General features: G+C 73.5%; 21 protein-coding genes. 6 read left to right on the top strand and 15 right to left on the bottom strand.

The genetic code is table 11. The features are described 5' to 3' along the window. Nucleotides 1-11: 11 nt before the first annotated feature. Both ACIRFL_RS10455 and ACIRFL_RS10460 read right to left on the bottom strand, forming a co-directional pair. Nucleotides 12-1,865, bottom strand: coding sequence for an FUSC family protein (locus tag ACIRFL_RS10455; protein ID WP_404026217.1), 1,854 nt, complete (start codon nt 1,863-1,865; stop codon nt 12-14). Nucleotides 1,866-2,264: 399 nt separating this feature from the next. Then, entirely contained in the window at nt 2,265-3,077 is an 813-nt protein-coding gene (locus tag ACIRFL_RS10460) for a nucleotidyltransferase domain-containing protein (RefSeq protein ID WP_404026219.1), read from the bottom strand. A 293-nt stretch (nt 3,078-3,370) separates the two neighbouring features. Between ACIRFL_RS10460 and ACIRFL_RS10465 the strand changes: the two genes are divergently transcribed. Continuing rightward, the gene (locus ACIRFL_RS10465; RefSeq protein ID WP_404026220.1) at nt 3,371-3,817 is read left to right on the top strand and encodes a GNAT family N-acetyltransferase; all 447 of its coding nucleotides are present in this window, start codon (nt 3,371-3,373) and stop codon (nt 3,815-3,817) included. Here the strand turns inward: ACIRFL_RS10465 and pip are convergent, their stop codons facing one another. Both pip and ACIRFL_RS10475 read right to left on the bottom strand, forming a co-directional pair. Continuing rightward, entirely contained in the window at nt 3,818-4,786 is a 969-nt protein-coding gene (gene pip, locus ACIRFL_RS10470) for a prolyl aminopeptidase (protein ID WP_404026221.1), read from the bottom strand. Between the two features lie 37 nt (nt 4,787-4,823). Then, nucleotides 4,824-5,525 carry a uracil-DNA glycosylase gene (locus tag ACIRFL_RS10475; protein ID WP_404026224.1) on the bottom strand — a complete coding sequence of 234 codons (702 nt, stop codon included), beginning with the start codon at nt 5,523-5,525 and terminating at the stop codon, nt 4,824-4,826. 377 nt (nt 5,526-5,902) lie between these two features. Between ACIRFL_RS10475 and ACIRFL_RS10480 the strand changes: the two genes are divergently transcribed. After that, nucleotides 5,903-6,520 carry an RNA-binding S4 domain-containing protein gene (locus tag ACIRFL_RS10480; RefSeq protein WP_404026226.1) on the top strand — a complete coding sequence of 206 codons (618 nt, stop codon included), beginning with the start codon at nt 5,903-5,905 and terminating at the stop codon, nt 6,518-6,520. A gap of 6 nt (nt 6,521-6,526) precedes the next feature. Here the strand turns inward: ACIRFL_RS10480 and ACIRFL_RS10485 are convergent, their stop codons facing one another. Both ACIRFL_RS10485 and ACIRFL_RS10490 read right to left on the bottom strand, forming a co-directional pair. Then, a complete protein-coding gene (locus ACIRFL_RS10485; protein WP_404026229.1) occupies nt 6,527-6,991 on the bottom strand; it encodes a DoxX family protein in 465 nt (154 codons plus the stop codon). 107 nt (nt 6,992-7,098) lie between these two features. Next, the gene (locus ACIRFL_RS10490) at nt 7,099-7,779 is read right to left on the bottom strand and encodes a class I SAM-dependent methyltransferase (protein ID WP_404026232.1); all 681 of its coding nucleotides are present in this window, start codon (nt 7,777-7,779) and stop codon (nt 7,099-7,101) included. Nucleotides 7,780-7,994: 215 nt separating this feature from the next. Between ACIRFL_RS10490 and ACIRFL_RS10495 the strand changes: the two genes are divergently transcribed. Beyond that, the gene (locus tag ACIRFL_RS10495) at nt 7,995-8,321 is read left to right on the top strand and encodes a DUF6343 family protein (RefSeq protein WP_404026234.1); all 327 of its coding nucleotides are present in this window, start codon (nt 7,995-7,997) and stop codon (nt 8,319-8,321) included. Nucleotides 8,322-8,358: 37 nt separating this feature from the next. Here the strand turns inward: ACIRFL_RS10495 and ACIRFL_RS10500 are convergent, their stop codons facing one another. The 5 genes from ACIRFL_RS10500 to rpsA all read right to left on the bottom strand — a co-directional run bounded on the left by ACIRFL_RS10500 (nt 8,359) and on the right by rpsA (nt 15,478). Continuing rightward, complete coding sequence (locus ACIRFL_RS10500) at nt 8,359-8,739, bottom strand: tetratricopeptide repeat protein (protein ID WP_404026237.1); 381 nt, start codon at nt 8,737-8,739, stop codon at nt 8,359-8,361. A 50-nt stretch (nt 8,740-8,789) separates the two neighbouring features. Further along, a complete protein-coding gene (gene coaE, locus ACIRFL_RS10505) occupies nt 8,790-9,422 on the bottom strand; it encodes a dephospho-CoA kinase (protein ID WP_404026239.1) in 633 nt (210 codons plus the stop codon). Nucleotides 9,423-10,376: 954 nt separating this feature from the next. Beyond that, entirely contained in the window at nt 10,377-11,312 is a 936-nt protein-coding gene (locus tag ACIRFL_RS10510; protein WP_404026242.1) for a PAC2 family protein, read from the bottom strand. A gap of 129 nt (nt 11,313-11,441) precedes the next feature. Next, a complete protein-coding gene (locus ACIRFL_RS10515) occupies nt 11,442-13,058 on the bottom strand; it encodes a flavin monoamine oxidase family protein (protein WP_404026244.1) in 1,617 nt (538 codons plus the stop codon). A gap of 926 nt (nt 13,059-13,984) precedes the next feature. Next, the gene (rpsA, locus tag ACIRFL_RS10520; RefSeq protein WP_351735057.1) at nt 13,985-15,478 is read right to left on the bottom strand and encodes a 30S ribosomal protein S1; all 1,494 of its coding nucleotides are present in this window, start codon (nt 15,476-15,478) and stop codon (nt 13,985-13,987) included. Between the two features lie 332 nt (nt 15,479-15,810). Here rpsA and ACIRFL_RS10525 point away from each other — a divergent pair, with 332 nt between their 5' ends. Continuing rightward, the gene (locus tag ACIRFL_RS10525) at nt 15,811-16,668 is read left to right on the top strand and encodes a class I SAM-dependent methyltransferase (protein ID WP_404026247.1); all 858 of its coding nucleotides are present in this window, start codon (nt 15,811-15,813) and stop codon (nt 16,666-16,668) included. A 74-nt stretch (nt 16,669-16,742) separates the two neighbouring features. After that, the gene (hrpB, locus tag ACIRFL_RS10530; RefSeq protein WP_404026250.1) at nt 16,743-19,340 is read left to right on the top strand and encodes an ATP-dependent helicase HrpB; all 2,598 of its coding nucleotides are present in this window, start codon (nt 16,743-16,745) and stop codon (nt 19,338-19,340) included. Between the two features lie 84 nt (nt 19,341-19,424). On the opposite strand, the gene ACIRFL_RS10535 is transcribed toward hrpB, so the two are convergent. The 3 genes from ACIRFL_RS10535 to ACIRFL_RS10545 all read right to left on the bottom strand — a co-directional run bounded on the left by ACIRFL_RS10535 (nt 19,425) and on the right by ACIRFL_RS10545 (nt 22,495). Further along, complete coding sequence (locus tag ACIRFL_RS10535; protein ID WP_404026252.1) at nt 19,425-20,417, bottom strand: DUF3068 domain-containing protein; 993 nt, start codon at nt 20,415-20,417, stop codon at nt 19,425-19,427. 21 nt (nt 20,418-20,438) lie between these two features. Further along, nucleotides 20,439-20,573 carry an SPW_0924 family protein gene (locus ACIRFL_RS10540; RefSeq protein WP_404026255.1) on the bottom strand — a complete coding sequence of 45 codons (135 nt, stop codon included), beginning with the start codon at nt 20,571-20,573 and terminating at the stop codon, nt 20,439-20,441. A 206-nt stretch (nt 20,574-20,779) separates the two neighbouring features. Beyond that, nucleotides 20,780-22,495, bottom strand: a complete 1,716-nt coding sequence (locus ACIRFL_RS10545) for a lytic murein transglycosylase (RefSeq protein WP_404026256.1) — start codon at nt 22,493-22,495, stop codon at nt 20,780-20,782. Between the two features lie 308 nt (nt 22,496-22,803). Between ACIRFL_RS10545 and ACIRFL_RS10550 the strand changes: the two genes are divergently transcribed. Continuing rightward, a complete protein-coding gene (locus ACIRFL_RS10550) occupies nt 22,804-23,664 on the top strand; it encodes a DUF4184 family protein (RefSeq protein WP_404026257.1) in 861 nt (286 codons plus the stop codon). On the opposite strand, the gene ACIRFL_RS10555 is transcribed toward ACIRFL_RS10550, so the two are convergent. After that, on the bottom strand, nt 23,579-23,998 hold the full coding sequence (locus tag ACIRFL_RS10555; RefSeq protein WP_404026259.1) for a hypothetical protein: 420 nt from the start codon (nt 23,996-23,998) through the stop codon (nt 23,579-23,581). The two genes, ACIRFL_RS10550 and ACIRFL_RS10555, sit on opposite strands and share 86 nt — an antisense overlap. Nucleotides 23,999-24,215 lie beyond the last annotated feature (217 nt).

A 24,215-nucleotide genomic window follows, 5' to 3' on the forward strand; every position in this document is an offset into this window, starting at 1 on the left:
ACGTACGACGGTCAGGCTGTGCGTGGCAGTTCTGGGGCCGTCAGCCCGAGTTGCCGTCCGCCGCGCTCCAGTTCCGTGAGCAGTGCGTCGAGTTGCTCGGTGTGGCGCGGGCTGAGCCGTCCGGTGTCGTCGAGGTGCACGGCGCAGGCCGTGGTCGTGTCGACGAGCCGTTCCAGGACGGCCGCCACCGCGTCCGTGCCCTCGGTGTGCCGGGCGAGGGCGGGCAGTTCGGCGGCGGCGAGGGCGATGGCGGTACGGGCCGCGGCGAGGGTGCGGTAGGCCTCGCGGCGCAGCGCCCACCGCTCGGGGCGGTCCTCGGACCCGGCGAGTACATGGGTGAGGTAGGCGTGCGCGGCGCTCCCGGCCGCGGCGAGCCGGGACCGTACGCCCGCGCCCCGCTCCCCCGGCATCGGCAGATGCCCGACGACCAGGACGAGCGCGCAGGCCAGCAGCGTCTCGCCGATCCGACTGACGGACGCTTGGGGCTCTCCACCGACCATGACGAGGGCGAGCACGAGCACGGTGACGACGGCGGTCTGCGCGGCGAAGTGCCGGGTGGCGACCGGGATGAGGGCCCCGCTGACGGCGACCAGCGCGACGAGCCCCGCGGGCCGGGGCAGTACGGCGGCGAGTCCGGCGAAGACAAGGGCACCGAGAACGGTCCCGGCGGCCCGGCACAGCACCCGCGAGGCCAGCGGGCCGAGATCGGGCTTGACGAGGAAGACGGCGGTGGCGGGCAGCCAGTACCAGTGCTGGTGCTGCCCGTACCAGCGGGCGTGGTGCAGGGACTGGGCGATGGCCGCGCTCGCCCCGAAGCACAGGGCGACGCGCAGTCCGTACTCCCGTCCGCCGGTGCCCAGCGCCGTGCGGAGCGCATCCCGCGTCCGCCGCCTGCGGGTGTGCAGGTCGCCGTCCTCGCCCCGGTCGAAGACGTCGGCGGCGTGCAGGAGTGCGTCGTCGAGGGCGCGCAGGGCCGGCGCGCGGCGGCTGGGCGCGGGCAGCGGCCCGGTGGGGCGGTTGCCGCGGACGGCGGCGGCGAGCCCGCGGGGCCCTTCGCAGGCCCGGCCGGACACCGTTTCCCCGGCCCAGGCGAGCGCGGTCGCGGCCTCGGCGAGCGGCAGCGCGGCGGCGTACTGGGCGCGCAGCCGCCGCTCGGCCGCGGAGCCGACGTAGCGGCGCAGCCGGGGCCCGGCGAGGGCGTCCTGCGCGTGGTCGAGGGCGGCGGTGAGCGCGGCCCGGCGCCGGACGGCCGCGCCGGTGCCGGCGGCGTCGAGCAGGTCCGCTATGGCGTCGTACACGTCGGCCACCGCCGTCCGTTCGCCGTCGAACCGGTAGTCGCCGGTGAGGGCGCCGGGCGTGGGCAGGGCGAGCCGCAGCGCGAGCAGCCAGCCGGCTCCGGCGAGGAAGGCGAGGGCGCGCAGCCAGCCCGGTTCGGGCAGCGGCATGCCGGCCCCGATCGCGGCGGTGACGAGCAACTGCGTGCCGGCACCGGATGCGACGGGCCCGACCGCGCTCATGCCGCCGGCGACGAGTCCGAGGCCCGTCAGCAGCAGGGTCAGCGGGACGGCGCCGAGGTACCGGCCCGTGTACGTCCCGACGAGCAGCCCCGCCGCCCCGGCGAGCGCGGGCACGCCGAGCCGTGTGACCGCCGCCCGTCGGCTGCCGGGCCGGTCGTTGATCCCGGCGAGCATGGCGGCGATGGCGGCGACGACACCGAGGGAGGCGTGGCCGCCGAGGACGGCGCCGAGCAGCAGGGGGCCGGCGGCGAGCGCCCCGCGCGCGACGGCGCTCCAGGGGACGGGCCCGCGCTGGGCGCTGAGGGCGTGGGCGAGCCAGGGCGGGGCTGCGGGGAGGGCGCGGGTCACCGGGGCTCCTGTCCGAACGAGGGCGGGGTGTGCCTTCGGGCGACGGCGGCCGTGGCGGATGGGCTGTGGGTCCACGGTAGATCGCGGGACCGTACGCGATGGAGCGGTGGTGTTTCCGCCGTGTGACGGTTGACCGGAGGGGGCGTTCTTTATGAACACAACGGCGCGGCCGGACCACCGCACATCGAGCTGTGCGGACCGGACTTGACCGGCATCTCGACGCCCTGGGGCCTGGGGCCGGTCGATCCGGCGATCGACGGCCAATGCTGGGTCCGGAGCGAGAGTCTGACCTTCTCGACCCGGTCGAGGAGTTCGTTGACGCGGCGGGCCGGGTCGACTCGGGCGGGAGTTTCGCCACGGGAAGACGCCAGCAGCGTCAACTCAGCCCGTCTCGAACGGTTATTCGGCGGGCCGGGCGTCATCGGTGGCCGGGCCGGCGGTCGTGGCGCGGGCCGCGGCGACCGACTCCTCGAAAAGGGCCTCCGCGCGCTCGATCCCGGCCACCGGTCCGGCGCCGCGCAGAGCGGTCACGATGCCGTCGACGGCGCGCAGCCCCGCCCGCTCCAGCAGCCGTTTCTCGTTGGTCACCCATTCCCCGCGGGCCGCGAGCACCGCGTGGGCGGTCTGGGCGGCGGCCACGGCGAGGGCGCCGGCGACCTCGGTGAGGCGGCCGTGCGGCGCGTGATTGGCCTTGGCGTAGGCGAGGGTGGCGCGGGCGTTGCCGTGCCAGTGTTCGGGGGCGGTACGGCGCAGCTTCGGCGGGTAGCCCGCGGGGCGCGGCAGTTCTCCCCGCAGCACCCTGTTGACCGCGAGTTCCGCGACGACCAGGTAGCTGGGGATGCCGGCGAGGTGGAAGAGCAGCGGCTCCACCCGGAAGCGGCCCTCCCGCGCCTCCGCCAGTTCGTGCTCGACGACGTCCAGGTCGCGGTAGTGCACGTCGACGCGACGGCCGTCGACGGTCAGCCAGGCGCCGCCGTTGAAGACGCCGCCGCCCCAGCCGCCGATCTCGGACACCTCACCCGGCCAGCCGAGGGCGCGCAGCTCCGCGGGGTCGAAGCGGCCCCGGTAGTAGACGGCGAGGTCCCAGTCGCTGTCCGGGCGGTGGGTGCCCTGGGCCCGGGAGCCGCCGAGCGCCACGGCCCGGACGGCGGTGAGCGCGGCGAGGCGGTCGGCGGTGGTGTCCAGGAACGTCTGGTCGGGATCGGACGGCATGGGCGGCTCCGGCGAATGAACGGGATGTCGGGTGCGGTGCGGTGTGTTTCCGACGGGGATCGGCGGGAGGCGGGGATCGGCGGGATCTTATGTGCGGTGGGCCGGTCGCGCGAACCGAATAATTCGGATGCGGACACGGGACCGTGCCCCGGATGATCGGCAGCCGGACCGCCACCCGCACCAGGAGCCACCGTGATCCAGCACATCACCGCCCCCGTTCTCTTCGTCGGCCGGGGCGCCCCCGCCACGGCCGTCGTCCCCGGAGGGGTGGGCTTGTGAGGGGCGGTGGGGGTGTGGTTCTGCGGCGTGCTGCCGTGGCCGACGCGGGGGACGTCGCCGATGTCTGGCTGCGTTCGTACGATGCCGCGCTGCCGACGGTCACCCGGCCGCGGTCCGACGACGCCGTACGGGACTACTTCCGTGACGTCGTCGTACCGCTCAGGGAGACCTGGGTCGCCGAGCCGGCCGGCGGGGGCGGGATCGTGGGGATGATGGTGCTCGACGGCGCGACGCTCTCCCAGCTCTACCTCGACCCCCGGTGGCGGGGCCGCGGCATCGGTGACCGGTTCGTCGGCCTGGCCAAGGAACGCAGCCCCGAGGGCCTCACCCTGTGGACCTTCCAGGTCAACGGGCCCGCCCACCGCTTCTACGAGCGGCACGGCTTTGTCGCCGTCGAGTTCACGGACGGCGGCGCGAACGAGGAGCGGGAGCCGGACGTTCGCTATGTGTGGCGGCCCTGATCAGCCGGCGGCCGCCGCGTACTTGTCGGTCGCCGCCACCACCGCGTCCACGATGCCCGGCGCGCCCGCGTTGTGGCCGGCCTCGTCCACGACCACCAACTCGCTGCCGGGCCAGGCGTGATGGAGCCGCCAGACCATCCCGACGAGGTTGGCGAGGTCGAGGCTGCCCTGGACGAGGGTCCCCGGGATCCCCTTCAACAGGTGCGCGTCGCGCAGCACGACGCCCGTGTCGTTGCCCTCGCCCAGGAAGTGGTCGTTTCCCCAGTAGTGGGTGACCGTGCGGGCGAAGCCCATCCGGAACTCCAGGTCCTCGTACCGCTCGACCGACCGCGGCGGCGCAGGGACGATCGCCGTCTCCCAGTCGGTCCAGGCGCGCGCCGCCCGCTCCCGCACGGCCTGGTCGGGCGACTCCAGCAACCGGTGGTAGGCGGCGGCGAGGTTGCCGTCCCGCTCGCCCTCGGGCAGCCCGGCCAGGAACCGCTCGAACGCCTCGGGGAAGATCTTCCCCAACCCCCTGGTCAGCAGCGCCACTTCGGCGTCGGAGCCGGTCGCCACCCCGGCCAGCACCAGCTCGGACACGGCCTCCGGATGCGTCTGCGCGTACCGCAGTCCCAGCACCGAGCCCCACGAGATGCCCCACACCAGCCACCGCTCGATCCCGAGGTGCCTGCGCAGCAGTTCCAGGTCGGCGATCAGATGGGCCGTCGTGTTGACGCTCATGTCGGTGCCGTACGCGCTCGCCCTCGGCGTCGAGCGGCCGCTGCCGCGCTGGTCGAGCAGCACGATGCGGTACGCGGCCGGGTCGCAGTAGCGGCGCAGCTGCGGGCTGCTGCCGGAGCCCGGGCCGCCGTGCAGCATGACCGCGGGCTTGCCGTGCGGATTGCCGCAGGTCTCCCAGTGGACGAGGTTGCCGTCGCCGACGTCGAGCATGCCCTGGTCGTACGGTTCGATCTCCGGATAGAGGCCCATCGGGGCACCGTAACGACCCGGCGGCGGGCCTGTCCTGTCATTTCCGGCCCGGCAGCCCGGCGGCGTCGGCCGCCGTGCGCAGCACCTCCCGCAGCATCTCGGGCGTGAGCCGCCCGGTGAAGGTGTTGCGCTGGCTGACGTGGAAGCAACCGAAGAGGTCGAGCCCGTCGAGGGACACCCGGGCGCCGTGCGCGAAGGCCGGCCGGGGACGCGGGATCGTCCAGCCCGCCGCGGCGAAGGCGGGCAGCGCGGCCTGCCAGCCGAAGGCGCCCAGCACGACCGCGGCCCGCAGGGTGGGCCGCAGCAGCCCCAGCTCCCGCACCAGCCAGGGGCGGCAGGTGTCGCGTTCGGCGGGCGTCGGCCGGTTGGCGGGCGGGGCGCAGTGCACGGGCGAGGTGACGCGCACGCCGTACAGTTCCAGACCGTCGTCGGCGCTCACGGACGTGGGCTGCGAGGCCAGCCCGATGTCGTACAGGGCCCGGTACAGCACGTCGCCCGAGCGGTCGCCGGTGAACATGCGGCCGGTCCGGTTCCCGCCGTGCGCGGCGGGCGCCAGCCCGAGGATCAGCAGCTGGGCGTCGGGCGGTCCGTAGCCGGGCACCGGGCGGCCCCAGTACGTCCAGTCGGCGAAGGCGGCGCGCTTGGTCCGGGCCACCTCCTCGCGCCATGCCACCAGCCGCGGGCAGGCCCGGCAGCCGGCGATACGCCGGTCGAGAGCGTCGAGACCACTGCCGTCCATGCCCCCACGGTATGCCCGACCACCGGCACCCCCGCCGCCACGGACGGAAACGGCGGACGACACAGACAGCGAGCAGCCATGCGGCGGGCAGCGGGCGTGCGGCCGGGCAGACGCCCTGGGCAACGGGCGCCGCGCGGCGGGCAGCCCACGGTGGGGCACCCGACGGTGGGCAGCAGACGGCGTACGGCGGCCAACCAGCACTGGGCAGCAGGCGCCCGCGGCGGGCAGGAGGCGCTGGGCAACGGCCTCCACGCGGCGGGCAGCCGGCGGCATACCGCGGCCAACCGGTGCTGGGCAGCAGGCGCCCGCGGCGGGCAGGCGAGCGCGGGTGGGAAAACGCTGCCGTGTTCCCCGGGCCGGGGAGCTAAGGTCGGGGCATGGCTTCCGAGGATGCGGACGTGAACGCCGGCCATGGGACCGAGCCGACCGGCTCCCCGACGGGCCCCCGGACGGGTGCCCGGACCGATGCCACGGCCGAGGGCGTTCCCGCGCGGGCCGACGCCCAGTCGGGGGGCTCCTCGGACGCGCCCGCCGGCGACACCATGGACCCGAAGGTCGCCGCGGCGGTGGCCGCCGCCCAGGCGGCCGGTCCGGGGAAGGGCGAGACCGTCCGCATCGACAGCTGGATCTGGGCCGTCCGTCTGATCAAGACCCGCTCGCTCGGGGCCGCCGCCTGCCGTGGCGGGCACGTCCACGTCAACGGCGAGCGTGTGAAGCCCGCGTACTCCGTGCGCGTCGGCGACGAGGTGCGACTGCGGCACGAGGGCCGGGAGCGGATCGTCGTCGTCAAGCGCCTGATCCGCAAGCGGGTCGGCGCCCCCGTGGCGGTTCAGTGCTATGTCGACAACTCGCCGCCTCCCCCGCCTCGGGATGCCGTCGCCCCCGCGGGCGTGCGCGACCGTGGCGCCGGCCGCCCCACCAAGCGGGACCGCCGCGAACTGGAACGGCTGCGGGCCCTGCGCGGCCTCGGCAACCGCCCCCCGGGATCCCGGTGACCCAGGTCATGCCCGCCGGTGCACCAGTCGCAGCAGGTCCGTGTTGCGCCCGCGTCGGGCCCAGGCGATGAGGGTCAGGGGCACGATCAGGATGAGCGGGGTCGCCGCGTTCTCTCCGTCGAAGGCAGTGAGCTGAACGACGAACGCACCCGCCATGAGCGCGCCGAGTGCCATGGCCGCCACCGACTGCAGGACCGGTATCAGCAAGGCCACCGCCCCGGCCAGTTCGAGCGCGCCGATGATGTACATGCCGGTGGTGCCCCAGCCGATCTGATCGAAGGACTCGACGGCCGACGAGTGCGCGATCAGCTTGGGCAGGGCGCTGGCGATCGCGTAGAAGAGCGCAAGCAGCACCTGCAGGCCGAACAGGGCGGCTCGGGCGCGCCGGCCACGCGGGGTCGCGGACTCGGCGATGACCGTACCGGAGGCGGTGTCGGTGGCGGACGTGCCGGATGCACTGATCTCGGACATGGATTCTCCCGTTGAAGCGTCCTGGTCGCTGTCATGGAGGCAGACCCCCTTTCGGCGGGGAACTCATCGCCGCCCGGCGAACCCGGTGCGGTCACAAGGCAATACACCTAGGCCGTCCGGACCGCCCTGACCCACACCCGGTCCGGTGTCAGATACTCGTCCACCTCCAGTCCGGCCTCCGCCAGTGCCCCCTCGAACTGTTCCCTCGTCAGTGGCCGGGCCAGGAACGTCTGGGTCCAGACGGCGTCCGGGAACACATACTCCGCGTGCACCGAGTTCACCCCGTCGCCGACCGGCTCGGCCGAGACCATGCGCACGGTGTAGCCGCTCGGGTCGACCCGCTCCCTCGGGAGATTCGTGTGGTAGTCCTCGCCCTCCCGCTGGATCAGCACGCAGCCGCCCTCCGCGACATGCCGGGCGCAGGTGTGCAGCAGGCCGCGCCGCACCTCTGGGTCCCCGGCGTGCACCAGGAACGAGGCGAGCATCACCACGTCGAACGTCTCGCCCAGGTCCAGGTCCTCGATGGGGCTGCATATGGTGCGCGCCCCGCGGACGCGCTCCAGCATCTCCGCTGACTCGTCGACCGCGGTGACCGTGAACCCGCGCTCCAGCAGGGGGTGGGTCATGCGTCCGACGCCGCTGCCCAGCTCCAGGATGCTCGCCCCGGCCGGCACGGCCGCGGCGATGATGTCCGGCTCGTCACCGACCGACAGGCGCGAGTAGAGCTCCACCGCGCAGCCGTCCGGGGTGATCGCACCGGGTCCCGTTCCCTCGTATCCCTCTCGCATTTCAGCCGTCATGCCCGAACAACGGCCCGGCGCCGCACACCCGTTCCCATGCCGCAGCAGTTCACCCGTTCGAGTGGACGGGCCGGTGCGCTGCCCGCACCCCTGCCGGTCGGAGGGGCGGGTCGCCGCCGGTCGGCGTCCGCTGGGCGTCCCAGCCGTTGCGCCTGGTCGGCGTCCGCATCGAGGAGTACGTTGCAGAAAGGAGTGGTGATCCGATGCGTACGGGCAGTGAGCCGGCGACCGCGCGCAGTGCTCTGCGGGCGCGGTTCTGGCTGAGCGTGTGGGGAGTGGCCTGGGCGATCTTCGGAACGGCGGTGTTCGCGCTGGTGGGCCGCACGGGCTGGGCCATCGCCTGCGGGCTGCTGTGGCTGGTGGCCAGCATCGACCTCGTCATGATCGTCCGGCACATCCGGCAGGGGCCGCACTACCAGCCGGGCCGCGATGTACCGCCGTACGCTCCGCCGACGAACCCGCCGTTCTACCGCCGTCCCTCGCAGCGCCGGCCGTGGTACCGCCGTCCGCCCCAGCACCGGCACCCGTGACCGTCCGGTGGCGCCGGCGTTCGCGGCCCCGCCGGGCTCAGGAATCGAACCGCGCCGCCTTCAGATACTGCGGGTTCGGGTCGAGCGCCGCCGCCAGCCGGAAGTGCCGCTTGGCCTGGTCGCGGCGGCCCTGGCGCTCATAGGTGCGGGCGAGGGCGAAGTGCGCGAACGCGTTGTCCGGCTCTCGTTCCAGGACGATGGTGAACTCCAGCTCGGCGGGCCGTAGTTGCGCGGCGGCAAAGAAGGCACGCGCGCGGAGCAGCCGGGCGGCCGTGTTCTCGGGGTGCGCGGCGATGACTCCGTCGAGCAGTTTCACCGCGCCCCGCGGATCCCGTGCGTTGAGCAGATGCTCGGCGGCACGGAAGTCGATGACATGCGTTTCCGGAGTACGTCCGGGCGATCCGCTGGTCTCGGGCACGGCACACTCCTTCCCTCGCAGACACAGTTCAACGCCCCGTCGGGCGCATGCTATTCCCCGGCCGCCCCCGCGGTGTCCGCGCGGTGTGCCTGTTCCCTGCGGACCAGGTCGGCCCACACCTCGGCGACGCGCCGCCGCAGGGCGTCGAGGGACACGTCATTGTCGATGACGACGTCCGCGATCTCCAGGCGTTTGTCCCGGGTCGCCTGCGCCGCCATACGCGCGCGTGCGTCCTCCTCGCTCATGCCGCGCCGCCGTACGAGCCGGTCGAGCTGGGTCTCGGGGCTGGCGTCGACGACGACCACGACGTCGTAGAGGGGCGCGAGGCTGTTCTCGGCGAGGAGCGGCACGTCGTGCACGACGACGGCGTCGGCGGGCGCCGTGCTCTCCAGTTCGCGGGAGCGGGCGCCCACCAGGGGGTGCACGATCGAGTTCAGCACGGCCAGCTTCTCGGGGTCGGCGAAGACGATCGCGCCGAGCCCTGGCCGGTCCAGGCCGCCGTCGGCGGCGAGGACCCGCTCGCCGAAGGCGTCGACCACCGCCGCGAGTCCGGGGGTGCCGGGCGCGACGACCTCGCGGGCGATGCGGTCGGCGTCGATCAGCACGGCACCGTGCTGCACCAGCAGCCGCGACACCTCGCTCTTTCCGGCGCCGATGCCGCCGGTCAGGCCAACTTTCAGCATGCTCGGAAGCCTAGACGCTGCGCTTGGCCGGCGGGTGGGAGGGGCGGACGGTGGACCGGAGCCGCCCCGGTGACCCCGCCCATGGGCCTCACGACCCCTCGGACAGCTGAGGCACCCGAGCCTGGGGCGGCTCGCGTGCGGGCGGTTCGGTCAGCTCGGTCCGGGTCCGGGTCCGGGTCCGGGTCCGGGTCCGGACCCGTCTGAGCCTGGGCCTGCTTGAGCCCGGGGGGCGTGAGACCCGGCTGTCTGAGTCCGGGGCCGTGCGTGTCCGGGGCGATCCGGGTCAGGTTCGTCCGGGTTCTGGGCTGATCGAGTCCGCGGGTGTTTGGGTACGGGGATGGACCGGGCACTGGGCGGTCTGTGTCCGCAGCCGTTCGAGTCAGGGCCGTTTACCGCCGGGGCTGTCCGAGCTCGAGACCGTCTGTGTGCGGGGCCGTCTGTGTGCGGGGCCGTTTGCGTACGGGGGCGCTCGGGACCCGGCCAGCCAGGGTGAGGGCCTTCGAGTCTGGCGCCATTGGTGTGCGGAGGGCTCGGGCTTGTACTCCGTACGTCACCTGCGCGATACCCGTGGGCGCTCCGCGCGGGGCCGTGAGCGGCCCGGGGCGGCCGGGCGGCCGCCTGCCGCTTGTCCGCTGGAGAGCGGTCCGGCCTGCACTTCGTGCATCCGCTACGCAAAGGGGCCGTGAGACCGTGGGCGCTCCGCGCGGGGCTGTGAGCGGCCCGGGGCAGTCGTCTGCCGGCGCGTCCGCTGCGGCGCGCTCGGGCTTGCGCGCCGGGCGTCAGCTGCGCAAAGGGGGCAGCGATGCCCGTGGACGCTCCGCGCGGGACCGTGGGCGGCCGGGCGGATGCCTGCCGGCGCGTCCGCTGCAGCGCGCTTGGGTCTGTGCTCCGGGCACACCCGGACGTGGGCCGTCCAGGCTCCCTCGGAGTGGGAGCCGGTTCGCTTCGGGGGCTTCAGCCCTCGCCCTCCCGTTCTGCCAGGAAGCGTTCGAATTCCTGGCCGATCTCGTCCGCCGACGGGATCTCGACCGGTTCGGCGAGCATGTTGCCCCGGGTCTCGGCACCCGCCGCGGCGTCGTACTGGTGCTCAAGGCCCTGGACGAGGGCCGTCAGTTCCTCGTCGCCCTCCTGGATCTGCCGGTCGATCTCGGTCTGCGTGCGGTACGCGTCCGTGCGCAGCGCGTGTGCGATGCCCGGCAGGACCAGGCCGGTGGCGGCCGTGATGGCCTCCAGGACGGTCAGCGCCGCGTCCGGGTACGCGGAACGGGCGATGTAGTGCGGAACGTGCGCGGCGACGCCCAGAACGTCATGTCCGGCCTCCATGAGGCGGTACTCCAGAAGCGACTCGGCGCTGCCGGGCACCTGGGCCTCTTCGAAGGGGCTGCGGCCAGGTACGAGGTCGGTGCGGTTGCCGTGCGGCGTGACGCCCACGGGGCGGGTGTGCGGGACGCCCATGGGGATGCCGTGGAAGTTCACGGACAGGCGGACGCCGAGCCGTTCCACGATCTGCCGTACGGCGGTGGCGAAGCGCTCCCACTCCACGTCGGGCTCAGGGCCGGACAGCAGCAGGAAGGGCGCTCCGGTGGCGTCCTGGACGAGGCGGACCTCGATGGCCGGGACCTCGTAGTCGGTCCAGCGGTCCCGTTTGAACGTCAGTAGCGGGCGCCGGGCCCGGTAGTCCACGAGCCGGTCGTGGTCGAAACGGGCCACGAGTTGGTGGGGCAGCGAGTCGAGCAGCCGGTCGACGATCTGGTCGCCGGTCTCGCCCGCGTCGATGTATCCGTCGAAGTGGTAGAGCATGACAAGGCCGGCCGACTCCTGGGCGAGCGCCATGTCGACGACGGCCAGCCCCTTCGGCTCCCATGCGTACAAACCCTGCGGATCAAGCACTGTGACCGCTCCTCCTCTGTTCCCAACGGATCAACGTCCGCGGGGACGCGGGCATTCCCGCATCCCCGGACCGGTCGCGGCGGCGCCGCGCGGTGCCGGGACCGCGTGGAGCCGCCGCGCCGGACGGGGTCAGGAGGCGAGGACGCGCCGGTGCAGCTCGGTGACGACCTTGCGGGCGGAGGTGATCGCGCCGTGCTGCCAGGCGTCCAGGTAGCTGAGGTAGTCGCCGGCGAAGTACACGTTGCCCTGCGCCCGGTTGAGCGGCGCGTACGCCGGGGCGTCGGGGCCGCCGGGCATGGAGTGCCAGGCGCCTTCCAGGTAGGGGGCGAGCTTCCACTGGTGCGAGAACGACGCGGCCAGTTCGGTGCGGTACTTCTCGCCGTGGATCCGGACGCCCTGGGCCACGGCGCGCTCCAGGCGCCCGGCGGGGGTGAGCGCCGAGTACGCCTCGGAGTGTGCGCCGGTGTTGTAGTAGCCGATGATCACCCCTCGGTCGCCGAGGTGGCCGTAGGACGGGTACCAGATGTGGTCCAGGTCCAGGTCGGTCTCGGTGATGCCGCCGAAGATCCTGAAGTCCCGCTCCCACCAACGGCTCCTGTACTCAAGGCCGATCTTGGACGCGTGGGAGGGCCGCACGGCGAGGAGCGCGGTCTGCACCGCGGAGCCGAGGTTGTGCGCGGTCTTCGCGAGGATGTGCGGTGCCAGTGTGGCGATGCAGTAGTCGGCCTCGATGGTGCGGGTGCGGCCGTGCTGGGTGTAGGTGACGACGACGCCGTCGCCGGTGTTCTTGATGTCGGTGACGGGCGCGCCGGTGCGGATCCGCTTCTCCCCTATGGCGCGTGCGAACGCTGCGGGTATCCGGTCCATGCCGCCGACCGGCTGGAACATCAGCATCGCCTGGTCGTAGCCGAACTCGAAGGAGAAGTAGCGGCCGACGTTGGAGGCGAAGACCTCGGAGAGCGAGGGTACGTCGCCGAGTTCGTTCCCGGGTGTGCCCGAGGCGCCGGGGTCGACGGTGAAGCCGCGGTGCTCGGTGCCGGTGTAGGTGTAGTCGGCGCCGAGGGAGCCGTAGCCCTTGAGGAAGGCGAGCAGCCGTTCCCTGTCGTCGGCGGTCAGTTCGGCGTCGAGGGCGCCGGTGTTGGTGGCCTTCGCGAGCAGTTCGGAGACGTAGCCGTAGACGTCGGCCTTCGCGGTCCGGTACTGGACCGGCGCTTTCATGCCGGCGCCCGGGTTGTAGATGAGCGCGCCGGCGTTGGAGTTGGTGAAGACCTCTATGGGGACGCCGAGTTCGCGACAGTAGTCGAGGGTGACCATCCACTGGGCGAGGCGTGCGGGGCCGGCGTTCATGTACTGGCCCTTGCTGAATCCGGCCGTCTGCCGCACACCGTTGATGTCCGTGAGCGTGTCGCCGCCGCGGACGGTGAGGTTGCGGCCGCCGACGCGGTCGCGGGCTTCCAGGACGGTGCAGTCGTAGCCGGCCTTGCCCAGTTCGTACGCGGAGGTGAGGCCGGCGATGCCGGCTCCGATGACGACGACCTTGGCAGGTTTGCCGGTGCGGCCCTGGAGGGTGAAGTCGCTGCGGCGGGGCGGCTGGAACGGCGTCTCCTTCTCGGCCGCGTAGGCGGCGGTGGGGGCGAGGCCGAGCGCCCCCATGGTGGCGAACATCGCTCCCGCTCCGCCGGCGACGCCGACGCTGCGCAGGAATGTACGGCGGCTCGTTCCCGACCCGGGCTGAGGCAGTGCCATGGCGGAGGCTCCCATCTCGATCATGAACGACCGAGGAAGCCTCCCAATGGCCGGTTACGGGCCATCGGCTCTTGGTGTGTCCCGCACGTTTCTACAAGGCCGAGGGCAACTCGCAACTCCCCCGAGGCGGGGCGGCCAACCGCACGAGCGACACGGACGCCCCCGCGGACCGACGGGCTACCGGTGGCTCACGGGACTGCGCGGGGGCTCACACGACTGCCGGTCGCCCGCAGGGCTGGGCTGGGGCCACACTCGGCCACCGGCCGCCCCCGAACCGCACCCGGCTCCTTAAAGGGGGCCGTGACTCTCGGGGCGGCGCAGGGCTCGCAAGGCTGCCAGCGACTCGCAGGGCTACGCGGAGCGCGCTCGGCTACCGGCCGCCCCCGAACTGCACGTGGCCCACACGACTGCCGACCGCTCGCGGTCCGGCGGGCAACTGCCTGTCGCCCGCCGGACCGCACGAGGCCCACACGACTACCGGCCGCCCCCCGAACCGCACCCGGCTCCTTAAGGCTGCCGTGACTCGCAGGGCTGCGCGGAGCGCACTCGACTACCGGCCGCCCGCCGAACCGCACGCTGTTCCTAAGACTGCCAGTGGCTCGCGGGGCGGCGCGCGGCCCCGATCGCCCACCGAACGGCACGCGGCCCACACGGCTACCGGCCGCCCGCCGGACCGCACACGGCCCACACGACTACCAGCCGCCCCCGGACCGCACCCGGCTCCTCAAGGCTGCCGTGGCTCGCAGGGCTGCACGCGGCCCACACGACTACCGACCGCCCGCCGGACCGCACGACTACCGACCGCCCACCGAACCGCACGCGGCCCACACGGCTGCCGGCGCACGCCGAAGCGCGCACAAGGCGGAGGGGCCGCACCCGGGAAGGTGCGGCCCCTCTGTTGGTTGCCAAGCCTCAGCGGCTAGCGATCAGCTCTGGCCACCGGCGAGCTTCTCGCGCAGCGCGGCCAGCGCCTCGTCCGAGGCCAGCGCGCCGGAGTTGTCCGCGCCCTCGGAGGAGTACGAACCGCCACCGGACGCGGCCGGAGCGGCGGCCTCGCCACCCTCGGCGGCAGCGGCAGCGTCGGCCTCACGCGACTTGATGACCTGCTGCTGGTGCTGCTCGAAGCGCTGCTGCGCCTCGGCGTACTGGCGCTCCCACTCCTCGCGCTGCTTCTCGTAGCCCTCGAGCCAGTCGTTGGTCTCGGGGTCGAAGCCCTCGGGGTAGATGTAGTTGCCCTGGTCGTCGTAGGACGCGGCCATGCCGTACAGGGTCGGGTCGAACTCGACCGCGGCCGGGTCGGCACCGAAGGACTCGTTGGCCTGCTTGAGGGACAGCGAGATCCGGCGGCGCTCCAGGTCGATGTCGATGACCTTGACGAAGATCTCGTCGTTGACCTGGACGACCTGCTCCGGGATCTCCACGTGGCGCTCGGCCAGCTCGGAGATGTGGACCAGACCCTCGATGCCCTCGTCGACGCGGACGAACGCACCGAACGGAACCAGCTTCGTGACCTTGCCGGGCACGACCTGGCCGATCTGGTGGGTGCGGGCGAACTGCTGCCACGGGTCTTCCTGGGTCGCCTTCAGCGACAGGGAGACACGCTCGCGGTCCATGTCGACGTCGAGGACCTCGACGGTGACCTCCTGGCCGACCTCGACGACCTCGGACGGGTGGTCGATGTGCTTCCAGGACAGCTCGGAGACGTGGACCAGACCGTCGACGCCACCCAGGTCCACGAAGGCACCGAAGTTGACGATCGAGGAGACCACACCGGAGCGGACCTGACCCTTCTGGAGGGTCGTGAGGAACGTCTGGCGGACCTCGGACTGGGTCTGCTCCAGCCAGGCACGGCGGGACAGGACCACGTTGTTGCGGTTCTTGTCCAGCTCGATGATCTTGGCCTCCAGCTCCTTGCCGACGTACGGCTGGAGGTCGCGGACCCGGCGCATCTCGACGAGGGACGCGGGCAGGAAGCCACGGAGGCCGATGTCGAGGATGAGACCACCCTTGACGACCTCGATGACGGTACCGGTGACGATGCCGTCCTCTTCCTTGATCTTCTCGATGGTGCCCCAGGCACGCTCGTACTGGGCACGCTTCTTCGAGAGGATCAGGCGGCCTTCCTTGTCCTCCTTCTGGAGAACGAGGGCCTCGATCTCGTCGCCGACGGCGACGACCTCGTTCGGGTCGACGTCGTGCTTGATCGAGAGTTCGCGGCTCGGGATGACACCTTCGGTCTTGTAACCGATGTCGAGCAGGACCTCGTCCCGGTCGACCTTCACGATGACGCCGTCGACGATGTCGCCGTCGTTGAAGTACTTGATCGTCTCGTCGATCGCTGCGAGGAACGCGTCCTCGTTACCGATGTCGTTGACCGCTACCTGCGGGGTGGTGGCGGTGGTCTCGGTGCTGCTCGTCATGTGGGAAAGGGCTCCGGTACGGACATTGAAGTCGTAGGTACTGCTTACGCCGGGAGCCCGTTTCGCTCTGCAGAAGCCGGACAGCCTAGGAAGCGCCCCACCGGGAATCCGGCGACGGCGCCTCGACAACCGAGGGGACATACAACAGATGCGAGCGCAGCCTGCTACGTCTGAGGAGCGCAGGCCCGCAGCGCAACTTGTAGCATACGGGGGCAGCCGGACAGGGTCAATGCACGAAGGCGCACAGCCGGGGCGGATCGCCGCATACCCGGCACAAGAACCGTCCAGCCAGGCCACGCTGTCCCCGGGACCCCTTGCGTGACACGCCGTGCGTGCACGCCCCGCGGAATGCAGGGAAGAGTACGACGAGGGAGCCGATCATCCAAGAGTCCGAAGCGTTCGAGCCGGAGGCCACCCGGCGTGCGGCCGGTGTCGCGGAGAGCGCACGCGCCAATCGCGGCTGGTGGGACCGGAACGCGGACGAGTACCAGGTCGAGCACGGCACGTTCCTCGGGGACGACCGTTTCGTGTGGGGGCCGGAGGGCCTCGACGAGGTGGAGGCCGAACTGCTCGGCCCGCCCGAGGAGCTGAAGGGCAGGGCCGTCCTGGAGATCGGGGCGGGCGCGGCGCAGTGCGCGCGCTGGCTGGCCGCGCAGGGCGCGCGTCCGGTGGCCCTGGATCTCTCGCACCGGCAGCTGCAGCACGCGCTGCGCATCGGCGGATCGTTTCCCCTGGTGTGCGCCGACGCCGCCGCGCTGCCGTTCGTGGACGCCTCCTTCGACCTTGCGTGCTCGGCGTACGGGGCGCTGCCGTTCGTGGCGGACCCGCGGCTGGTGCTGCGGGAGGTGCGCCGGGTGCTGCGTCCGGGCGGCCGGTTCGTCTTCTCCGTCACGCATCCGATCCGCTGGGCGTTCCCGGACGAGCCGGGGCCGGAGGGCCTGACGGTCTCGGCGTCGTACTTCGACCGCACGCCCTACGTGGAGCAGGACGACGAGGGCCGGGCCGTGTACGTCGAGCACCACAGGACGCTCGGGGACCGGGTCCGTGACATCGCCTCCTCCGGTTTCCGGCTGGTGGACCTGGTCGAGCCGGAGTGGCCGGCGTGGAACACGTCCGAGTGGGGCGGCTGGTCCCCGCTGCGCGGCGCCCTCGTCCCGGGTACGGCGATCTTCGTCTGCGAGCGGGACTGACGCACACGCGCGTGAGACCGGACTGACGCACACGCGCGTGGGGGACGGTTTGGCGGGCGTACGACACTGGGGGCGTGATCCGTTACGACGCCCTGGACGCCCTGCCCGTACGCGCCGCCCTGCCCGCGCTGGACGACGCCCTGGCGGGGCACGGCACCGCCGTCCTGGTGGCGCCGCCCGGCACCGGCAAGACCACGCTGGTGCCGCTCGCGCTGGCCGGGCTGCTGGGCGAGGGCCCGGCACGGCGGGTGGTCGTGGCCGAGCCGCGGCGGATCGCGGCACGCGCGGCGGCCCGCCGGATGGCGTGGCTGCTGGGCGAGGAGGTCGGACGCTCCGTCGGCTACACGGTGCGCGGCGAGCGGATCGTGGGGCGCCACGCGCGCGTGGAGGTGGTCACGACCGGTGTGCTGTTGCAGCGGCTCCAGCGGGACCAGGAGTCGGCCGGTGTCGACGTCGTCGTGCTCGACGAGTGCCACGAACGGCATCTGGACGCGGACACGGCGGCGGCGTTCCTGTGGGACGTGCGCGAGACGCTGCGGCCGGACCTGCGGCTGGTGGCGGCGTCGGCGACCACGGACGCGCAGGGCTGGGCTCGGCTGCTGGGCGGTGCGCCGGTGGTGGAGGCGCGGGGCGCCGCGTACGACGTCGAGGTGGTGTGGGCGCCCCCGGCGCGTCCCGTGCGGCCGCCGCACGGCCTGTGGGTCGATCCGGCGCTGACGGCGCATGTGGCGTCGGTGGTGCGGCGGGCGCTGGCGGAGCGCTCGGGTGACGTGCTGTGCTTCCTGCCGGGTGTCGGCGAGATCGCCCGGGTCGCCGGTCAGTTGGGGGATCCGCGTGGCCTCGGTGACGTCGAGGTGCTTCAGGTGCACGGGCGGGCGCCTGCGGCGGTGCAGGACGCGGTGCTGGCGCCCGGGGAGCGCCGTCGGGTGGTGCTGGCCACGTCCGTTGCGGAGTCCTCGCTGACGGTTCCCGGGGTGCGGGTGGTGGTCGATTCGGGGCTCGCGCGTGAGCCGCGGGTGGACCACGCGCGCGGGTTGAGCGCGCTGACGACGGTACGGGCGTCGCAGGCGGCGGGGCGGCAGCGGGCGGGCCGTGCCGGGCGCGAGGCTCCGGGCACGGTGTACCGGTGCTGGGCGCAGGCCGAGGACGCGCGGCTGCCGCGTTTCCCGGCCCCGGAGATCAGGGTGGCGGATCTGACGGCGTTCGCCCTTCAGGCGGCCTGCTGGGGCGATCCGGACGCCTCCGGCCTCGCGCTGCTGGATCCTCCGCCGGGCGGGGCGATGGCGGCGGCGCGCGAGGTGCTGACGGCGATCGGCGCGGTGGACGCGGCCGGCCGGGCGACGCAGCGGGGGCTGCGGCTGGCCCGGCTGGGGCTGCACCCCCGGCTGGGGCGTGCGCTGCTCGACGCGGCGCCGCTGGTGGGCGCGGAGCGGGCGGCTGAAGTGGTCGCGCTGCTGAGCGAGGAGGCGCCGCGGGCGTACGGCGACGATCTCGCGGGCGCGGTGCGGGCCGCGGGCCGCGGCGGCGACGCCTACGCGGGTCGCTGGCGGGCGGAGGTGCGACGGCTGCGGGCCGTCGCCGCCGAGTCCGGCCGCCCGTCCGGCCGCCCGATCCCGGCGACGACGCGGACCGCCGCGGACGGCGCTGCCGCGCCGCCCCCGGCGCCGCCGGCCTCCTCGGCCGGGTCGGCGGGGTACGGCGCGGACCGGGCCGCGGGTGTCGTCGCCGCTCTCGCGTTTCCCGAGCGGGTGGGGAAGTGGGCCGGCGGGTCATGGCTCATGGTGTCGGGGACGCGGGCGGAGGCCGCTGAGGGTTCGGCGCTGCGCGGCTGCGCATGGCTCGCCGTCGCCGCCGCGGACCGCCCCGTCGGCAAGGGCCACGCGCGCGTGCGGCTCGGGGCCGTCGTGGACGAGGACGTGGCCCGGTTCGCGGGCGGGGCGCTGCTGGACGGGCGCGACGAGGTGCGCTGGGCCGACGGGGACGTCGTGGCGCGCAGGGTCGAGCGGCTGGGGGCGGTCGAACTGGCCGTGCGGGCGCTGCCGGACGCCGCGCCCGCCCTGGTGCGCAAGGCGCTGCTGGACGGGCTGCGCCAGGAGGGGTTCGGGCTGCTGAAGTGGTCCGCGGAGGCGGGCGTGCTGCGGCAGCGGCTGGCCTTCTTGCGGCGGCAGCTCGGCGAGCCCTGGCCGGACGTGTCGGACGATGCTCTGCACGCGCGCGTGCAGGAGTGGCTGGAGCCGGAGCTGGGGCGGGCCCGGCGCCGTGCCGACCTCGCGCGGATCGACGCCGGGCAGGCGCTCGCGCGGCTGCTGCCGTGGGCGGACGGCACGGCCGGGCGCCTGGACGAGCTGGCCCCGGAACGGATCACCGTGCCCAGCGGGTCCCGGATCCGGATCGACTACGGCGACCCGGAACAGCCCGTCCTCGCGGTGAAGCTGCAGGAGATGTTCGGATTGAACGCGTCGCCCGCCGTCGCCGGGGTGCCGTTGCTCGTGCATCTCCTCTCCCCCGCCGGGCGGCCCGCCGCGGTCACCGCCGATCTGGCCTCCTTCTGGAAGGACGGCTACCGGGGCGTGCGGGCGGAGCTGCGCGGCCGGTATCCGAAGCATCCGTGGCCCGAGGACCCGGCCACGGCCGAGCCGACCCGGCACACCAACGCCCGCCTCAGGCGCTGACCGGCCCCGAGACCGACCGGCTCAGGAACCTTCCGGCTCGGGATCCGCCCGGCTCGGGCGCTGACCGGTTCAGAGCTGCCGGCCTCAGGCGCCGACCGGCTCCGGTGCGGACGTGTCGGCCCGCGCGGGTTCTCCCGGTCGGCGGCCGCGTGCCTCCAGGCAGAGGGAGAGGACCAGCAACGCGATGCCGAGGGACAGCAATCCCCAGGGCAGGTAGGACGTGAGCAGCAGGACGACGGTGCGGTTCTGCTTGACCAGGGACACCGTGTGCGCGATGTAGTCCTCGCGCATCTTCACATGGCCGGCGAACGCCGTCACCCGGTCCCGGCCGCCGAGCAGGGTGCCGCCGCGCAGCTCCTCCTTGTGGATCTCCTCGCCGTAGACGGGCGCGCCGGTGACGGGCTCGACCCAGAACTTGCGGACCGTGGTGTACCAGCGGGTCGTGCCTGTCTTGGCGACCGACTCCGGGGTGATGCCCTCGACGGGCATGGCCTTGGGGAAGGGGACCTTGGTCCAGGGGACGGTCTGTTCGAAGTAGTAGACGGTCAGCCCGCGGAAGTTGCGGGTGCCCTGGTAGTGGATGGGGCTGGTGGTGCGCGTCTGCGCGTCGAAGTACTCGTAGTCCCGCTTCTCGGTGAGGAAGGGCCACTTGAACTCGATGCCGTCCCGGCGGACCGGGTCTCCGTCGACCATCTCGCCGGTGGCGTGGACGGGTTCCTGGGAGTGGGCGTCGAAGATGTAGCGCTCGGGGATCTCGGAGACCATCTTGCCGTCGGGGCCCTGGACGTAGGACAGGCCGTCCCAGACGACCACGTCCCGGCCCGCCGTCCGCTCGACCTTCCTCGATGCCTCCACATTGCCCTTGAGCGTCTGCACGATGGTGACCTTGGAGACCTTCCGCGCCCGCATCGTGCCGTAGTCGAGGAGGGTGGCGCCCTTGGCCTCCAGGACCATGTCCTGGTACTGGTTCGGCGGGATCTTGGCCAGGCGCGGGAAGGCGTACCAGCGCACCAGCGGGGACAGCGCCGCGAAGAACACGGCGAGGGCGAGCAGGACCAGGCCGGCCTTGCGGCGCATCTCGGCCTCCCAAAGGGGCGGTTACGGGTGTGCGGGCACGGTCGTCAGCAGCGGCTTCGGGGACGTCCTGCCGTCCGGCAGGCCCATGGCGGTGATGGCGAGGACCAGGGCGAGCGCGAGGACGAGACCGCTCGCGGCGGCGATCAGGGCACGCATGCGGAGCCTCCCCGTACGGTCGGAACAGCCGGGCACGGAGCGGGGCACCTGGCGCGGCCCCGGCCCGGACGTCGCGAACTGATGGTTCGTCAGGTCCGGCACCGTAGCAACGGCAGGGCGAGATGAGAACACGTCGCACACCAACGAGGGCGCCCCTCCGCGCAGGCGGAGGGGCGCCCTCTCAGGGAGCGTGCTGTCGGCGGCCGTTACGGCGTCGCGGAGGCGGTCGGCGACGGGGCCGGGCTCTCGGCCGCCGCGGTCACCGTCAGCTCGACGGTCAGCGTGGCGCCGCCGGTGGTGGTGATCCGCAGCAGGAACGTGCCCTCGGTGTCGTCCGCGTACAGCTTGGGCAGCGTGATCTGGCCCTTCGCGTCGGTCACCAGGCCACTCAGGGTGCGCACCGCGTTGCCGTCGGCGTCCTTGAAGTAGGGGCCCTTGTCGTTGACGGAGGTGTCGTCCACCGACCTGACCAGGGTCGCGGTGGCCGCGACGCCGTCCGCGACCGCGCCACGGTACGTGGCCTTCACGGTGACCTGGTCGGTGAACTCGCCGCCCGCCGTGCAGGTCAGCGGGGCTGTTCCGGTGCGGGCGAGGGCATCGGCGGCGCGCGCGGTGACCGTCGCCGTGTAGTCCAGGGCCTTGACCGTCGGGCGGCCCACCACGGCGGCCCGTACCCTGAAGTCGCCCGTCTTCTGGCCCGCCTTGAGCGCCGGCGCGACGGCCACGCCCTTGCTGTCGGTGGCGACCGTGGCGACGCGCTCGCCACCGGCGAAGGTGGCGTCGATGTCACCGACCAGGGTGAACCGGACGCGAACCTTGCCGACGGACGTGCCGGCCTTGGTCTCGGCGCGCGTGCTGATCTTCTCGGCGAAGGTGTCGCCCGCCATCGCGGAGAGCCGGGCGGTGCCCGCGTCGGCCAGATGGTCCACCGTGTCGGTGGGCGTGGCCGGCGCGGACGGCGTGCCAGGCGTGCTCGGCGGGGACGGTTCCTGGGGTTTCGGGGTGTCGCTCGGCTTCTCCGGCTTCGGCGTCGACCCGCCCGGCTTCCGGGTCGACGGCGAGCGGTCGGTGCGGTCCGGTCCGTCGCTGCGGCTGCCGGGCAGCCGGCCGGTGCCGTCCGGGATCGAGTGGATGCCCTTGCGGTAGTACTCCAGCCACGACAGGACGGTGTTGAGGTAGTCCTGCGAGTTGTTGTAGCTGAGGATCGCCCGGTCGAGGTCGGCCTGCACCGACAGGTCCCAGCCGTAGCGGCACAGGTAGTGGCCGGCCGCGAGCGCCGCGTCGTAGATGTTGTTGGGGTCCTTCTTGCCGTCGCCGTTGCCGTCGCGGCCCGCCCAGGCCCAGGTGGACGGGATGAACTGCATGGGGCCCACGGCCTGGTCGTACAGGCTGTTGCCGTCGTACGCGCCGTTGTCGGTGTCCTTGATGAGCGCGAAGCCGTTGCCGTCGAGCTGCGGGCCGAGGATCGGGCTCAGGGTGGTGCCGTCCGCGTCGACCCGACCGCCGCGTGCCTGGCCGGATTCGACCTTGCCGATGGCGGCGAGGAGTTCCCAGGGCAGGTTGCAGCCCGGCTTGGCGGAGCGCAGCTTCGCCGCGGCCTTCTTGTAGGCGTCCAGCACGGTGGCCGGTATGCCCGCCTCGGTATCGCCCTGGGCGACCGGGGTGCCGGCGCTCGACGACGGGCTGGGGCTGGGGCTGGGGCTGTTGAGGGGCGGCAGGTCGGTGTAGTACGGCGAGTTGCCGGTGGCGTTGTGCTCGGTGTCCTCCTCCGGTGCGGAGGCACTGGTGCCCGTGGCGGCCCGCTGGTCGGGGTCGGCCGTACCGCCCGGAGCCTGGGACGCCGAGAGGGCCGCGACCGCCGCCGCGGCCGCAGCGGTCGTCGCCGCCCCCTTGCGCAGCCTCCTGCCGAAATGCGCCGCCATAGAGTGAACCCCTCCCGTGGACGCCCCCGGCGCCCGTCTCCGACTGCCTGCTCGCTCTGTTGTGACGGTTGACCCGGGGCAGTGGTTGCCCCGCCGCGCCGTTCCCGTACGCACGGTGATCCCTCCGGCCGTGCGTCACCGGCGGCGACCCAGGTGACCCTACGGCAACTTTCTTTGCTCGGGCACCCGTTGCAGCCCGGTTTTCACCGGTTGGCCATATGCCGTTGCGGTGGCGGAAGTCCCCCATACTTGACGGACGCGATCACCGGGTCGGCGCAGCGGCCGACGACCGCTTCAGGGGGCCCTCGTTGCCGTTCACTCTCAGCCACGCCGCCGCCGTGCTGCCCGCGGTGCGCACGGACGGAACCGGGCGGGGCCGGCTGGTGCCCGCGGTGCTCGTCGCGGGGTCCTTCGCCCCCGACATGACCTTCTACGCGGCGAGCGTCCTGCCGGGCGCGATGCGGTTCGGGACGGTCACGCACTCGCCGGTCGGCGTCCTCGGCGTCGACGTGCTGACCGCGTGGGCGCTCGTCGGGCTGTGGCTGCTGGTGCGCGAGCCGCTGGTGGCGCTGCTGCCGCAGTCCCGCCGGGCACAGGCCGCGGCGCTGCTGCGGTGCGGGGCGCCACGCGCGCGCGTGCGGCCGGCCACGGTGGCGTGGTGGTACGTGTCCGCCGTCCTCGGTGCGCTCACCCACGTGGGGTGGGACGCGTTCACGCACCACGGCCGGTGGGGCACACGGCTGGTCCCGGTGCTGGACCGGGACCTGGCGGGCGCGCCCCTGTACTGGTACCTGCAGTACGGCGGCTCGGCGCTGGCCGCGCTCGTGATCGCCGCGTTCGTCCTGCGTGCGGTACGGCGGGCTCCCGCGCGCGAACCGGTGGGGGTGCCGGTGCTGTCCGCAGGGGACCGGTGGCGGGCCGGTGCCGTGATCGGTGGCTGCGCGGTGGTCGCGGCGGTGGAGCGTGCGGTCCGCTGGTGGACGTACTGGGGCGCCGCGGCGCGGCCCTGGGAGCTGGTGCCTGCGGTGTGTTTCGGGGCGGGCGCGGGGCTTGTGCCGGGGCTCGTGGTGTACGCCCTCGGGGTCAGGGCGTGGCGTCCGGCCCCGACTCCGGTCCTTGCCGGTCCCGGAGGGGGCGGGGCGGAGCGGAGCCGGCCCGTCGCTCGGTGACGGTGGCCACGAACACGGTGATGGTGCGGGGCGGGCGTGGGCGCGGGCGTGGGAGCAGGGTGAGCAGCAGCGCGAGGTAGCTGCGGGCCAGCTCGGTCCGGTGGCGCCAGCGCGGTGTCGGATCGCGGCGAGGGGTGTGCCCGCCGAGTCGCCGCCCGATGTCCGTCACGGCCTTGCGTGCCGTGGTCGCCGGGGCGGTGGGGATGCGGGCGGTGCTTGCGTCGGCCGCGAGGGCCGGGACCTGCGGGGGCGGCAAGGACGGGGCCGTGGCGGTGTCCGCCCTGGCCGTGATCCACGCCTGTGCCGTCCGGCGGTGGAGCATGCGTATACCCATGCCCGCATCCTTACGGGCGGGCGTGGCGGGGGCGTTCTGGCGGGGGCCACGTGAGTGACACGCCCTGCGGGGCTTGGGCGGGGGGGTTGTGCGGGTGCCTGGCGGCGCCGAGGCGTGCGGGTCGGCTGATGACACCGGGTTGTGCGGGTTGCCTGCCGGCGCCGGGTTGTGCGGGTTGGCTGGTGAGGTGGGTGCGGTGAGTTCGGCACCGCCGTCG

Origin of the sequence: Streptomyces sp. NPDC102462 (assembly GCF_044765425.1) — a bacterium.
Classification (GTDB): Bacteria; Actinomycetota; Actinomycetes; order Streptomycetales; family Streptomycetaceae; genus Streptomyces.